Below are 13,631 nucleotides of genomic sequence, written 5' to 3'. Positions count from 1 at the left end.
ATTCGAGTTCGGAGATCAGCGTGACCAATAACCCGATGTCCCGGCGGAACTTCATGGGCCTCGCCGCGGGTGCGGCCGGCGCCGCGGCGCTCGCAGCCTGTGGCAGCGACGGCCCGAGCGACACCACCGGCGGCGGCACCAGCAACGGCGGCGGCAGCGGTGGCGGCGCCAGCTACTGGTCGCTCAGCGGCCCGCCCGGTGAGCCCGTCCGCAAGGCCGCGATCAAGCGGTTCAACGACGCCAACCCGGACGCGAAGATCACGGAGACGTACTTCCAGAACGACGCGTACAAGCAGAAGATCAAGACCTCGCTCGGCGCCAACCAGGGCCCGACCATGATCTGGGGCTGGGGCGGCGGCGGCCTCAAGGAGTACGTGAACTCCAACCTGGTCGAGGACCTGACCGACTGGTTCGGCCAGAACGCCGCGGTGAAGGACAAGATCCTCCCGTCGTCGTTCGGCGCGGCCACGGTCAACGGCAAGATCTACGCGATGCCGATCGAGACCGTGCAGCCGATCGTGCTGTTCTACAACAAGAAGGTCTTCGACAAGGTCGGCGTGCAGCCCCCGAAGTCGTGGGGCGAGATCATGGCCCTGGTGCCCAAGTTCAACGACCAGAAGATCGCCCCGTTCTCGCTGGCCGGCCAGTCCCGCTGGACCAACATGATGTGGCTCGAGTTCCTGCTCGACCGCACCGCCGGCTCCGAGGTCTTCGACCGCGTCTTCGCCGGTGAGAAGGACGCCTGGAGCGACCCGGCCGTGCTGGACATGCTCACCAAGATCCAGGATCTGGTGAAGGCCAACGGCTTCCAGAAGGGCTTCTCGTCGACCACGGCCGACTCGAACGCCGACCAGGCCCTGCTCTACACCGGCAAGGCCGCGATGATGCTGCACGGCTCCTGGTCGTACGGCATCCAGACCGCCAACGGCGGCAACTTCGTCAAGGACGGCGGCCTGGGCTGGATGAACTTCCCGCCGGTCGAGGGCGGCAAGGGCGACCCCAGCAACACCGTCGGCAACCCCGGCCAGTACCTCTCGATCTCCTCCAAGGCGACCGACGCCGCGAAGGAGACGGCCAAGAAGTTCTTCTCCACCACGCTGGTCGACGACCAGGAGAAGGAAGGCTGGGTCAAGTCCGGCGGCGTGCCCGTCCTGAAGAACAGCGAAAGCCTCTTCACCGGTGGCGACGCGCAGTTCCTGAAGGACATGGCCGGCATCGCCAACGGCGCGAAGGTGTTCGCGCAGTCGTGGGACCAGGCGCTGAGCCCGACCGCGGCCGAGACGCTGCTGGACAACATCGCCAAGCTGTTCCAGCTGCAGGTCAGCCCCCAGCAGTGGGTCGACAGCATGAACGGGGTCATCGGCAAGTGACCACGATCGCTCCGCCCGTCGTACGGACGAAGGAGCCCACCAGGTCCAGCGGCGGGCGGAGCGGTTCCGTCGTCTGGATGGCGCTCCCGGCATTCCTCTGGTTCATCGCGTTCGGCATCGTGCCGCTGCTCGGTGTTCTCTGGCTCAGCTTCACCACCTGGAACGGCATCGGCGAGATCGTGCCGTCCGGTCTGGACAGCTGGAAGGCCACACTTCAGGACCCCAAGCTGCCGCACGCCATCTGGGTCACCTTCGTGATCATGGCGCTCTCGTGGGCCGTGCAGACGCCGATGTCGATCCTCATCGGGGTCTTCATCGCCGCCCGCAAGCGCTACCGCGAGTTCCTGGCCGTCCTGTTCTTCATCCCCCTGCTGCTGAGCTCGGCCGCCATCGCCATCACGTACAAGTCGCTGCTCGACCCCAGCTTCGGACTGGGCAGCGGCCTCGGCATCGAGGCACTCAACCAGGACTGGCTGGGTAACTCGACGCTCGCCATGGCGACGCTCATCTTCATCGTGTCCTGGCAGTTCATCCCGTTCCACTCGCTGATCTACCAGGGCGCCGTACGACAGATTCCGACTTCCATGTACGAGGCCGCGCAGATCGACGGGGCCGGTCGGTGGAAACAGTTCTGGAGCATCACGCTGCCCCAGCTGAAGTACACGATCATCACGTCGTCCACGCTGATGGTGGTCGGGTCGCTGACCTTCTTCGACCTGATCTACGTGCTCACCGCCGGCGGCCCCGGCGACGCCACCCGCGCCCTGGCCCTGCTCATGTACCAGCAGGGCTTCCAGGCCAACCTGATGGGCCCGGCCAGCGCCATCGCCGTCATCCTGGTCCTCGTCGGACTCGGCCTCTCCCTGCTGCTGCGGCGGCTGGGCGGGCGCTCCGACGACAGCCAGCTGGAAGGAGCCTAGAGTTGGCGACCATGACCAGGCATTCCCCGTCGCCGACCGTCTCGGGCACTCCCGACTCGCGCCGGCGCCACCGGGCCATGTCGTACAACTGGCTCGGCGGCGGCCTGAGCTGGGTCTGGCTGTTCATCGTGATGCTGCCGATCTACTGGATCGTCATCACGAGCTTCAAGACGCAGGACAACTACTTCTTCACCAACCCCCTGGTGCCGTCGTCCGACCTGACGTTCGAGAACTACAAGACGGTCATCGAGAACGATTTCGTCCGGTACTTCTTCAACAGCGTCGTGGTCACGCTCGGGGCGGTGCTCCCGGCCGTGCTGATCAGTTTCATGGCCGCTTACGCGATCGTCCGGGGTTCCGCCAGCCGGCTGCTCAGGGGCATGAACTGGATCTTCCTCATGGGCCTGGCGATCCCGCTGCAGGCGGTGATCATCCCGGTCTACCTGATCATCATCCGGCTCAAGATGTACGACACGCTGGCCGCGATCATCCTGCCGTCGATCGCGTTCGCCATCCCGCTGTCGGTGCTGGTGCTGTCGAACTTCATCCGTGACGTCCCGAAGGAGCTCTTCGAGTCGATGCGGATGGACGGCGCCAGCGAGTGGGGAACCATGTGGCGGCTGGCGTTCCCGCTGACCCGCCCGGCACTGGTCACCGTGCTCATCTACAACGCGCTGGGCATCTGGAACGGGTTCCTCCTGCCGCTGGTGCTCACCCAGAGCCCGGAGCAGCGGACGATCCCGCTCGCGCTGACCGCCTTCCAGGGGCAGTTCGGCGTCAACATCCCGGCCATCGCGGCGTCGGTCACGCTGACGACGCTGCCGATCGTGCTGCTGTACGCGATCGGCCGCCGGCAGCTGCTCAGCGGTCTGACCGCCGGCTTCGGCAAGTAGACACAGTCGCTTTCGCCCCGGGACGCGCTTACCGCGTCCCGGGGCGTTCGCTTGCTCAGGCGCCTTTCCGCGCGCCGTCCTACTCGGACGCCGCCAGGGGCTTGGTCGATTCCCGTACGACCAATTCAGTGGCAAGTTCGACTCGGGGCGTCTCGATCGGCTCGCCCCGGGACAGCCGAAGGACCGTCCGCGCGGCCAATCCGCCCATGTCGGCCAGGGGCTGGCGGACGGTCGTCAACGGCGGCGAGGACCAGCGCGCCTCGGGCAGGTCGTCGAAGCCGACCACGCTAAGATCGTCGGGCACCCGGAAACCCTTGAGGCGGGCCGCCTCGTACACACCCAGCGCCATCTGGTCGCTGGAGGCGAAGATCGCCGTCGGCGGGTCGTCCCGGTCGAGCAGCCGCTGAGCCGCCGCGAAGCCGCCCTCGTGGCTGAAGTCGCCCGGCTCGATCAGCTTCCGGTCGACCCGCAGGCCGGCCGACTCGAGCGCGGCGCGGTAGCCGTCCAGGCGGGCCCGGCTGCACAGCAGGTTGCGCGGACCCTCGACCAGGCCGATGCGGCGGTGACCGAGCGAGATCAGATGCTCGGTGGCGCTGCGGCCACCCGACCAGTTGGTGGCGCCTATCGTCGGCACGTCCGCCGCGGCCCCGCCGGCCGGGTCGATGATCACCATCGGCACGTTGAGCCGGTGCAGCTCGGTGTAGACCGGGCCGGCCCCGTCCGATATCACCAGCACGACACCGTCGGACTGGCGGGAGCGCAGATTCTGCAGCCACTGCCGGGTCGACGCGGTGCGCCGGTGCACGGCCGACACCACGGTGCCGACGCCGGCGGCGTGGGTGACCTCTTCGACGCCGCGGATCAGCTCGACCGCCCACGGACTGTCAAGATCGTGAAAAACCAGGTCGATGAGGCCGGCTCGCAGCGGCTGCCGAGAGTTACGAGGGCGGTAGTCGTGCTCTCGCAGAAGGTGCTCGATCCGGTCACGCGTCTCGGGGGAGACGTCCGTACGCCCGTTGAGCACTCGCGACACCGTGGGCACACTCACCCCGGCCGCCTCGGCAATGGTCGCGATGGTGACGCGTCGTCCGGTCACGGCCATTGGTCTCTCCTCATGTGCCCCACGAGCTCCGGCGAAACTTTCGTTTCGGAGTTCCGGAAGTATTGCACATCTCGCGGCCGATAAGGGCACGTGCACACGTCTGATCTCGGCCGCACCCGGGTAAGGCCCCTCACATGCCTTTGATCGCCGGCCGTTACCGCTTGGGTGAGACCCTCGGCGTGGGCGGCATGGGCAAGGTGTGGCAGGCCCGCGACGAGGTGCTGCAGCGCGACGTCGCGATCAAAGAGGTGCTGATCCCCGACGACCTGCAGGCCAAGGACAAAGAGGCGGTCCAGCGCCGTACGCTGCGCGAGGCCCGCGCGGCGGCCCGGCTCAGCCACCCCAACGTGGTGCAGGTGTTCGACGTCTTCGATGTGGACGGCCGGGTCTGGATAGTCATGGCCTACGTCCCGTCCCAGTCCCTGCACGAGGTGCTGAAGACATCCGGCCCGCTCGACCCGCGCCGCGTCGCCCGCATCGGCTTGGACCTGCTGGCCGCCCTGCGAGCCGCCCACAGCGCCGGTGTCGACCACAGAGACGTCAAACCGGCCAACGTCCTGCTGACAGACGACGGCCGCGTCCTGCTGACAGATTTCGGCATAGCCACCATCGAGGGCGACGCCCAGATCAGCAGCTCCGACATGCTGATCGGCTCGCCCGAGTACATGAGCCCCGAACGGGCCAAGTACGGAACGGCCGGCATGGCCTCAGACCTGTGGTCCCTGGGAGCAACCCTCTACGCCGCGGTCGAGGGCCATTCCCCCTTCCGCCGCCGTTCCGCCCTGGCCACTTTGACCGCGCTGGCCGCCGACGAGCCCGACCCACCCCACCAGGCCGGACTGCTGGAACCGGTTCTGCGCGGCCTGCTCCGCAAGGATCCCGCCCAGCGCATCTCCGCCTCCGAAGCCGAACACCTCCTACGAGAGGCCACGTCCGGCGCCTACGGCCACGCCCTGGTCCCCGTACGCACCGAATCTCCCACCACGGAAGACCTTCCCGCCCTACCCCCACCGACGCCGGCCCCTTCGCCCGCGGCCCCGCCCGCCGCTCCCGCGGACTCACCTGCCCCAGCCGACAACGCCGCGCCGCCGATCGCTCCCGCCGACGCTGCACCGGGCAGCGCTCCTGCCGGCTCGCCTTCCGCAGCTGACGACGCTTCGCCGGGCAGTGCTCCCGTCAGTTCGCCCGCGGCTGACGGCGCTGTGCCGGGCCGCGCACCCGGCGGCTCGGCTCTTGAAGCGGACGATTCGGTCTCGCCCGCCGAGGGGCCGTCAGTCCCGTCCGTGCCCACTCAACGCTCAGCGCCACCCGCCGACGTCTCGAGCCCGCCTGCAGCCGCCGCCCCGCCCCCGACAGCCGCCGATGCGGCTGGCCAGCCCGTGACCGCGGAGGCTGTCGGCCCGTCCGAAGGCCGCGAGCCGGCCGCCGCCGACGCGGCCAACCCCTCCTTGACCGCGGAGGCCGTTGGCTCGTCCACGGCGCGCGGATCGACTGCCGCCACCCCACCCGCGCGCGCTGACATCACCAGCCAGCCCGAGGCGAGTACGGCGGCCGCCTCCGCGTCGGCTGTGCCCAGGCAGCGTCCACCGTCGTCGGTCGAAAGCATCCCGGCCGACGTCAAGCACCGCGGGCAGGCGACCCCGGTTCCGCCTGATGCCGAGGCTCGTCCGACGGTCTCGCCCATGCGCCGGTGGTTGGTGGCCGCCGCGGCCGTGCTCGCCGTCATCGCGGGCGTCGTCTTCTGGACCGTCTCGAGATCCAACTCCGGCGACGACCCGAAGACGGACGCCGGCGGCCCGGCCGTGTCCGCCCCCGCTCCGGCCACGCCGTCGTCGACGCCTGGCACCTCCGCTACCGCCGCCGACCCATCCGCAGCCGCCACCTCGAAGGCGACGCCGTCCCCGACCGGCAACAACGACGGCGACGGTGGAGATGGTGACGACAGCGGCGCCGGCTCAGGATCCGGCCTCCCGCAGCTGCCCGACGGCTGGCGCGACTACCGCGACCGCACCGGCTTCGCCGTCTACGTGCCCGAGGGCTGGGCCCGGTCCAAGGAGGGGTCCATCGTCTACTTCCGCGACAGCTCCACCGGCCGCGTCCTCGGCATCGACCAGACCAAGAAGCCCGTGGCCAACCCCGTGGCCGACTGGCGAGGCAAGGCCGACTACCGCGTCTCCCGCGGCGACTTCCCGGCCTACCGCGAGATCCACATCCGCGAGGTCGACTACTTCCGCAAGGCCGCCGACTGGGAGTTCACCTTCACCCGCAACGGCACCCGTCAGCACGTCAACAACCGTGGCGTCATCACCTCCGACACTCAGGCCTACGGTTTCTATTGGCAGACGCCGGACTCGAGCTGGGCCCGCTACCGAGACGACCTGCAGCTCGTCTTCGACAGCTTCCGCCCCGCCGATTAGTCCACCCCCTATCGCGCACTACCCGGCCGACCGATCGAGACGTTACCGCCTTCTGCGTCCCCGAATTCGGTTGTCCACAGGGCACCGCCGGCCGGCCCCGGAGTTATCCACAGGCGCCTCCACGCGGCTTTCCCGAGTGGCAGACTTCGGCCCCTCATCGGTTGCGCTGCGAGGTGGTGGCGATGCGGTTACCCAGGTTCCTCTTGGCCGGTCTGCTGCTGGCCGGCTCGGTCCTGCTGCTGACGGAACTGCTCGCCCGTGAGGCGTCCGGCGCGACCGCGTTCGCTGTCTTCGCCACGGTGTGGCTGACCCTGGCGGTGCTCAACGCGGGCATGGGCGTCTTCGCCGCCGGCTACAAGCCATCCGAGGAGGCGTTGGTCCTGGTGCCGGTCTTCGGCGTGCCGACCGCCGTCGCCGGCATCGCATGGTGGGTCTGGCCGAACGGCCCACCGCTAGCTGGCGGTCGCTTCCTCTGGTTCTGGGCGGCCGGCTTGGCCCTGTGGGCATCGATCGCGCTACTGGCCGGCCTGCTGATCCCGCACGCCACCAGAGAAACCGCGCTGCGCACGGCCGCAGTCGTCTTCCTCCCGATCTGGCTGGTCCTGATGACCGTCAACCTCTTGGCAGCGGTGCTGTCGCAGGACTATCCGCTCGGCGAGGAGTTGGCGGTCCTGCTTCTCAACGCAGCCGTTCCCGCTGCCGTATCCGTGGTGGCGTCCAGGCTGGCTCAGCGCGGGTAACCGAGGCGGCTGGACACCACCGCGATTCACGTGTGGTTCAGCCAACGCCGACGCCTGCGGGGGCCGATCGGGCGGGGCACGACCCGCGATGGGCCGGCGCCCAACGCGGCGCGTTGCGGTCGAGTCGGCCGGTGCCTGAGACGGCGCGTTGCGGTCGAGTCGGCTGGTGCCGAGCGCGGCGCGTTGCGGTCGAGTCGGCCGGCGCCCGAGGGTGGCGGGACGCGGTCGAGTCGGCTGGTGCCGAGCGCGGCGTGAGGTGGTCGAGTCGGCTGGCGCCCAGCGCGGCGCGATGCGGTCGAAAGGATCAGAAGACGACGAGGTCGGCGGTGCGGAGGCGGAACGGGAACGGGTCTTTGGTGACGAAGAGCTGGCCGGGCCCGGCCGACGCGTGTTCGAGGTAGCGGCCTTCCCGGAGCTTGAACAGCCGGACGCTGACCGCCTTGTGCTCCGGCGACTCGGGCTGAGTGAGGAGGAACCAAGGGATCCCCGCGGCGGCGCAGAGCTCGATGCGAGTCGGGGTGCCGGCGTAGTCAGCCCCGGGGCGGGTGACCTCGCCGACCATCACCGTGTCGGCGGCCTCGACGTAGTCGGCCAGCCGGTCGACCCGGGCGACCACCAGGTCGGGCACGAGCAGCCGATCCGGGCCGAGCCGCAGCAGCACCGCGCCGTGCGCGCTGAGCCGGGCCCGCCGAGCGGACGTTCGAAGCGCCTGCACCACCAAGTGGGCCACGCTCTGATGCGGCACGGTCGGCGTGAGAATCGGCAGCACCCGCCCCTCGACCATCTCGAGCCGGTAGCCCACCTCGTCGGCGACCGAACTCTCCCGGACCTCACCGCGCCGCTGCAGCCTGCCCTCCGTCACCCGTCCATTGTCGGGCGACTAGGTGACTCATGTCAACGCTCATTCCCGTGAACGCCGCGGCGGAGGAGGTGTTGGCGGGCAAGGTATCGGCTCCCCGCCGACAGTCGGCGAACGGTGAGCCGGGTGTGCGGGGCGACGCGGCCCGCACACCCGGGGCCATCGGGAGTTCGCCGGCGGACCCGTATCTGTGCCGCGGGAGCGTGCGTCAATGCCGTTGAGCGACGCGAAAGCGGGGGCGTGCGTCCGTGCCGTTGAGCGACGCGAAAGCGAGGGCGTGCGTCAGCGCGGGTGAGCGACGCGAAAGCCGGGGCGTGCGTCAGCGCCGGTGAGCGACGCGAAAGGGGATGGGTAGGTCAGGTGATGAGGTCGGTCGTGCTCAACGCGAAGGGGAAGGGCTCGCCATGCTGCAGCGTCTCGCCCTGTTTGGCCACCGCGGCCTCTTCGTAGTCGGTGCCCCGCCGGCGGAGGAGGCGCAGGGTGACGGACTCGTAGGTGCTCATGTCGGGCTCGATCAGCAGATACCAGTCGATCTTCGCGGCTGCGTAGAGTTGCCGCTTCAAGCCCCGGTCGACGGGTGCCGTGCTGGGCGAAAGGATCTCGCCGACCAGCGCCACTTCGGACGCCTCGCAGGTGCCGCCGCGACGGCTCATGCGCCCGACGATCAGGTCGGGGATGAGCATCTGATCCGGGCCCAGTCGAAGGTTCGACTCGTGGAAGGCGCGCAAGCCGGCGGCTTTGGCCGGCTCGTACAAGCTGCGCATGATCTGGAAGTTGATGTCCTGGTGTGCTCTGTCCGGCGCTGGGCTCACCAGCAGCCCCCCGTTGACAAGCTCGATCCGGCTCCTGGTCTCGCCGAGCGCCAGGTACTCCGACTCCGTCCAGGGGTCGGAGCGGTCGAGCCTTGCCTCCGTCATCGGCAAAGTGTCGCATGCGCTCATGGGCCGGATCGTCGCATGACTAGTTGTCACTCGTCAAGGTGACTCAGCGGGCCACCGATAAGGCGGGGGAGTGAGCGGCTTCAGCCAGATGGGTGGCTACTGCCTCGTGGTCGCTGGTGATCAGGCCGGCTGTTACGCGTAGGTGCGGGCGGGTGGGAGTGACCGCGAAGGCGGTGCCGGCCGCCGCCGCGATGCCGTTGCTGGCCAGGGAGATCAGGGCGGCCTGCTCGTCCTGGACGGGGAGCCACAGATTCAAGCCGTCGCCCGCCGGTAGGGGGAGCCCCAGCCGGTGCAGGGTAGTGACAACCAGGTGGCGGCGGCGGGCGTACTCGTCTCTTGCCGTACGCACGGCGGCGATCGAGGTGGCGTCGGTCAGCAGGGTCAGCAGCAGGTGTTGCAGCAGGCGGCTCGTCCAGCCCTGGCCGAGCAGGCGGCGCTCGAGGATGGGGTCGAGCACGGCGGCGGGGGCGGCCACGGCGGCCAGGCGCAGGTCGGGGCCGTGCGACTTGGCGAAGCTCTGGACGTGGATTGTCTGCCTCGGCAAGTGAGCGCCCAGCGAATGCATGGGGGACGAGGAGACGTCGCCCGCTGAGTCGTCCTCCACGGCGTAGACGGTGGGGTGTTCGGCCAGTACGGCGGCCAGCTCGGCGGCCCGGGCGGACGACCACGAAGCGCCGGTCGGGTTGAGGGCGCGCGGTTGCAGGAAGACCGCGGCGGGACGGTGGGTCAGCGCGGCGGCCAGGCAGGCGGGCAGCATGCCCTGGGCGTCAGTGTCGGCCGCGATCGGTTGCACGCCCAGGAACTCGAGCAGATCCAGTAGGGGCGGGAAGCACGGGTTCTCGACCACGGCCCGGTCGCCGATCCGAAGCAGAGACGAGGCCACGTGGTCGATGGCGTCCATCGCGCCGTCGAAGATGGCCAGGCGTTCGGGCGGGTAGGGCCACCTCTCGCGCAGCAGGGCACCCAGTGCCGGCAGCACGGGCTCGTCCAGGTAGCTGGTCGGCGCGGGGGAGAGGCCGGCCAGCGCCGGCAGGCCGGGAAGCAACTGCGGGTCCGGTACGCCGGTGGAAAGGTCGAGTGCGAAACCGGAGCGCCCACGCAGCGCTGCCCGGTAGCGGCCGGGCCCGTCCGCCCGGGAGGTGGCGACCACCGTGCCGCGGCGGCCGTCGGTCTGGATGGTTCCCGATCGGCGCAGCAGCTGCCAGGCGGCGCTCACGGTGGTCGGCGACATCCGCAGTTCGGCCGCCACCCGCCGTACGGGCGGAAGTTTGCTGCCCGGAAGCAGGACGCCGTCACCCACCGCACGCCCGACGGCCTCGGCCAGGCCCCGAGCGGAGGGATCGATCAGCCTCTGTCTAACCTCATCGAGCACTTTGTGACAGTACGTTTCCAGCATTGTTCGGTCCATAGCTGGTACGTAATCTCTGGCCATGAATCGAATCGCGCACTGGATCGGCGGCTCTGAGCGCGCCGGCGCCTCGGGCCGCGTCGGCCCCGTCTTCAACCCGGCCACCGGCGAGCAGACCGCCGAGGTCGACCTGGCCTCGGCCGAGGAGGTCGCCCAGGCTGTCGCCGTCGCGAAGGAAGCCGCACAGTCGTGGCGTTCCGCCTCGCTGTCGAAGCGGGCCGCGGTCCTGTTCAAGTTCCGTGAGCTGCTGGCGGCCAAGAGCGGCGAGCTGGCTGCGATCATCACCAGCGAGCACGGCAAGGTTCTCTCGGACGCGGCCGGCGAGGTGGCCCGCGGCCTCGAGAACGCCGAGTTCGCCACCGGCATCCCGCACCTGATGAAGGGCGGCTTCTCGGAGCAGGCGGCCACCGGCGTCGACGTCTACTCGATCAAGCAGCCGCTCGGCGTGGTCGCCGGCATCACCCCGTTCAACTTCCCGGCCATGGTGCCGCTGTGGATGTGCACCACGGCCATCGCGGCCGGCAACGCCTTCGTCCTCAAGCCCAGCGAGAAGGACCCGTCGTCGGCGCTCTTCCTGGCCAAGCTGTGGCGTGAGGCCGGCCTGCCCGACGGCGTCTTCACCGTGGTGAACGGCGACAAGGAGGCCGTCGACGCCATCCTGACCAACCCGGACATCGCGGCCGTCAGCTTCGTCGGCTCGACCCCGATCGCCAAGTACATCTACGAGACCGGCACCGCGCACGGCAAGCGCGTCCAGGCCCTCGGCGGCGCCAAGAACCACATGGTGGTGCTGCCCGACGCCGAGCTCGACGCGGCCGCCGACGCCGCGGTCAGCGCCGCCTACGGCTCGGCCGGCGAGCGCTGCATGGCCGTCTCGGTCGTCGTGGCCGTCGGTGATGTGGCCGACCCGCTGGTCGACGCGATCGCGGCCCGGCTGCCCAAGCTGAAGATCGGCGCCGGCACCGACCCCGAGTCGCAGATGGGCCCGCTGATCACCGCCCAGCACCGCGAGAAGGTCAGCGGCTACATCGCCAAGGGCACCGAGGAGGGCGCCACGGTGGTCGCCGACGGTCGCGAGGCCGACGTGCCCGGCGACGGTTACTTCCTCGGCGTGACGCTGCTCGACAACGTGAAGCCCGGCATGGACGTCTACACCGACGAGATCTTCGGGCCCGTGCTCTGCGTGGTGCGCACCGAGACGTACGCGGAAGCTCTGGAGCTCATCAACGACAACGAGTACGGCAACGGCACCGCCATCTTCACCCGCGACGGCGGCGCGGCCCGGCAGTTCCAGTTCGACGTGAACGCGGGCATGGTCGGCGTCAACGTGCCGATTCCGGTGCCCGTGGCCTACTACTCGTTCGGCGGATGGAAGGCCTCGCTGTTCGGCGACACCCACATGTACGGGCCGGACGGCATCCACTTTTTCACCCGCTCCAAGGTCGTCACCTCGCGCTGGCCCGACCCGGGCACGTCCAGCGTCGACCTCGGCTTCCCCACCAACCGATGACGGCCGCCGAAGTCAGCGCGAACGACCGCGCCCACGTCTTCCACAGCTGGTCAGCTCAGGGCTCGATCAACCCGCTCGCCGTCGAGAAAGCCCAGGGCTCCTACTTCTGGGACTACGAAGGCAGGAAATATCTGGATTTCGCGAGCCAGCTGGTCAACGTCAACATCGGACACCAGCACCCGAGGCTGGTCGCCGCCATCCAGGAGCAGGCGGCCAAACTCTGCACGATCCAGCCCGCCTTCGCCAACGACAAACGCGGCGAAGCGGCCCGCCTGATCAGCGAACTCGCGCCCCCGAACCTGAACAAGGTGTTCTTCACCAACGGCGGCGCCGAGGCCAATGAGAACGCCATCCGGATGGCCCGCGGCCACACCGGCCGGCACAAGGTGCTCTCCACCTACCGCAGCTACCACGGCTCCACGTCGACCGCGATCACCGCGACCGGCGACCCGCGCCGCTGGGCCAACGAGCCGACCGCGGTTGGTGTCGTGCACTTCTGGGGCCCGTACGCGTACCGCTCGCCCTTCTACTCGGAGACCGCGGAGCAGGAGTCCGAGCGCGCCCTGCGGCACCTGCGCGACACGATCGTCTTCGAGGGCGCCGCCACCGTCGCCGCCGTGCTGATCGAGACGGTGGTCGGCACCAACGGCATCCTCGTGCCGCCGCCGGGCTACCTGCAGGGCGTACGGGACATCTGCGACGAGTTCGGGATCGTCTTCATCGCCGACGAGGTGATGGCCGGCTTCGGCCGGTGCGGCGAGTGGTTCGCCGTCGATCGCTGGGGTGTCGCGCCCGACCTGATCACCTTCGCCAAGGGCGTCAACTCCGGCTATCTGCCGCTCGGCGGCGTGATCATCTCGGACGCGATCGCCGAGACGTTCCGGGAGCGGCCGTTCCCGGGCGGTCTCACGTACTCGGGCCACCCGCTCGCGTGCGCCTCGGCCGTCGCCTCCATCGAGATCTTCAAGGAGGAGGGGATCGTCGAGCACGCCCGCATGATCGGCGACGACGTGATCGCGCCCGGCCTGGCCGCATTGGCCGGGAAACACCCGAGTGTCGGCGAGGTGCGCGGCCTCGGCGTGTTCTGGGCGATCGAGCTCGTACGGGACCGGGCCACCCGCGAGCCGCTGGTACCGTTCAACGCCTCCGGCGCTGCCGCCGGGCCCATGACCGAGCTGGCCGCGGCCTGCAAGGAGCAGGGGCTCTGGCCCTTCACCCACTTCAACCGGGTGCATGTGGCGCCGCCCTGCACGGTCACCGCCGACGAGGTGCGCGAGGGGCTCGCCGTCCTGGACCGCGCGCTGGACGTGGCCGACAGGTATTACACGGGCGAACGCGGGATTGCGTAGATCCGACGGCCGCTGAGCGCCGATTCCGTTTCAGGATTGAAAAATAGTTTCGGATTCCCTTGTCTTCTGTCCTTCGTTTGTGTCAAGGTCTCGCAGTCGTTCGTGTGGGAGCTGTCACAGGC

The 13,631-nt window shown here is 69.4% G+C and carries 11 protein-coding genes; 7 read left to right on the top strand and 4 right to left on the bottom strand.

Annotated features, from left to right (window positions below; translation table 11 throughout):
* The first annotated feature begins 20 nt into the window (after positions 1 to 20).
* The 3 genes from OWR29_RS24385 to OWR29_RS24375 all read left to right on the top strand — a co-directional run bounded on the left by OWR29_RS24385 (position 21) and on the right by OWR29_RS24375 (position 3,183).
* Entirely contained in the window at positions 21 to 1,370 is a 1,350-nt protein-coding gene (locus tag OWR29_RS24385) for an extracellular solute-binding protein (protein WP_267565515.1), read from the top strand.
* 77 nt (positions 1,371 to 1,447) lie between these two features.
* Positions 1,448 to 2,290 carry a carbohydrate ABC transporter permease gene (locus OWR29_RS24380; protein WP_267565514.1) on the top strand — a complete coding sequence of 281 codons (843 nt, stop codon included), beginning with the start codon at positions 1,448 to 1,450 and terminating at the stop codon, positions 2,288 to 2,290.
* 11 nt (positions 2,291 to 2,301) lie between these two features.
* Complete coding sequence (locus OWR29_RS24375) at positions 2,302 to 3,183, top strand: carbohydrate ABC transporter permease (RefSeq protein ID WP_267565513.1); 882 nt, start codon at positions 2,302 to 2,304, stop codon at positions 3,181 to 3,183.
* 79 nt (positions 3,184 to 3,262) lie between these two features.
* Here the strand turns inward: OWR29_RS24375 and OWR29_RS24370 are convergent, their stop codons facing one another.
* Positions 3,263 to 4,279, bottom strand: a complete 1,017-nt coding sequence (locus OWR29_RS24370) for a LacI family DNA-binding transcriptional regulator (protein ID WP_438872647.1) — start codon at positions 4,277 to 4,279, stop codon at positions 3,263 to 3,265.
* A 140-nt stretch (positions 4,280 to 4,419) separates the two neighbouring features.
* Here OWR29_RS24370 and OWR29_RS24365 point away from each other — a divergent pair, with 140 nt between their 5' ends.
* Complete coding sequence (locus tag OWR29_RS24365) at positions 4,420 to 6,702, top strand: serine/threonine-protein kinase (protein ID WP_267565511.1); 2,283 nt, start codon at positions 4,420 to 4,422, stop codon at positions 6,700 to 6,702.
* Between the two features lie 182 nt (positions 6,703 to 6,884).
* Entirely contained in the window at positions 6,885 to 7,442 is a 558-nt protein-coding gene (locus OWR29_RS24360) for a hypothetical protein (RefSeq protein ID WP_267565510.1), read from the top strand.
* Between the two features lie 304 nt (positions 7,443 to 7,746).
* Here OWR29_RS24360 and OWR29_RS24355 read toward each other — a convergent pair whose 3' ends face one another.
* The 3 genes from OWR29_RS24355 to OWR29_RS24345 all read right to left on the bottom strand — a co-directional run bounded on the left by OWR29_RS24355 (position 7,747) and on the right by OWR29_RS24345 (position 10,614).
* A complete protein-coding gene (locus OWR29_RS24355; RefSeq protein ID WP_267565509.1) occupies positions 7,747 to 8,304 on the bottom strand; it encodes a Uma2 family endonuclease in 558 nt (185 codons plus the stop codon).
* A 353-nt stretch (positions 8,305 to 8,657) separates the two neighbouring features.
* Complete coding sequence (locus OWR29_RS24350) at positions 8,658 to 9,242, bottom strand: Uma2 family endonuclease (RefSeq protein WP_267565508.1); 585 nt, start codon at positions 9,240 to 9,242, stop codon at positions 8,658 to 8,660.
* A gap of 43 nt (positions 9,243 to 9,285) precedes the next feature.
* Positions 9,286 to 10,614, bottom strand: a complete 1,329-nt coding sequence (locus OWR29_RS24345) for an aminotransferase class I/II-fold pyridoxal phosphate-dependent enzyme (protein ID WP_267565507.1) — start codon at positions 10,612 to 10,614, stop codon at positions 9,286 to 9,288.
* A gap of 58 nt (positions 10,615 to 10,672) precedes the next feature.
* Here OWR29_RS24345 and OWR29_RS24340 point away from each other — a divergent pair, with 58 nt between their 5' ends.
* Both OWR29_RS24340 and OWR29_RS24335 read left to right on the top strand, forming a co-directional pair.
* Positions 10,673 to 12,160, top strand: a complete 1,488-nt coding sequence (locus OWR29_RS24340) for a CoA-acylating methylmalonate-semialdehyde dehydrogenase (protein ID WP_267565506.1) — start codon at positions 10,673 to 10,675, stop codon at positions 12,158 to 12,160.
* Positions 12,157 to 13,509 (top strand): aspartate aminotransferase family protein, encoded by a 1,353-nt coding sequence (locus OWR29_RS24335; RefSeq protein ID WP_267565505.1) that lies wholly within the window; start codon positions 12,157 to 12,159, stop codon positions 13,507 to 13,509. The genes OWR29_RS24340 and OWR29_RS24335 overlap by 4 nt, the downstream gene beginning before the upstream one ends.
* Positions 13,510 to 13,631: the final 122 nt, after the last annotated feature.

Origin of the sequence: Paractinoplanes pyxinae, assembly GCF_026626335.1 — a bacterium.
Classification (GTDB): Bacteria; Actinomycetota; Actinomycetes; order Mycobacteriales; family Micromonosporaceae; genus Actinoplanes; species Actinoplanes pyxinae.
This window is presented reverse-complemented; position numbering and strand designations above follow the sequence as displayed.

Excerpts from the sequence above, each read along its gene's own strand:
- OWR29_RS24340 (WP_267565506.1), top strand. The coding sequence starts at position 10,673 with ATGAATCGAATCGCGCACTGGATCGGCGGCTCTGAGCGCGCCGGCGCC.
- OWR29_RS24380 (WP_267565514.1), top strand. The coding sequence starts at position 1,448 with ATGGCGCTCCCGGCATTCCTCTGGTTCATCGCGTTCGGCATCGTGCCG.
- OWR29_RS24350 (WP_267565508.1), bottom strand. The coding sequence starts at position 9,242 with ATGAGCGCATGCGACACTTTGCCGATGACGGAGGCAAGGCTCGACCGC.
- OWR29_RS24335 (WP_267565505.1), top strand. The coding sequence starts at position 12,157 with ATGACGGCCGCCGAAGTCAGCGCGAACGACCGCGCCCACGTCTTCCAC.
- OWR29_RS24375 (WP_267565513.1), top strand. The coding sequence starts at position 2,302 with ATGACCAGGCATTCCCCGTCGCCGACCGTCTCGGGCACTCCCGACTCG.
- OWR29_RS24365 (WP_267565511.1), top strand. The coding sequence starts at position 4,420 with ATGCCTTTGATCGCCGGCCGTTACCGCTTGGGTGAGACCCTCGGCGTG.
- OWR29_RS24360 (WP_267565510.1), top strand. The coding sequence starts at position 6,885 with ATGCGGTTACCCAGGTTCCTCTTGGCCGGTCTGCTGCTGGCCGGCTCG.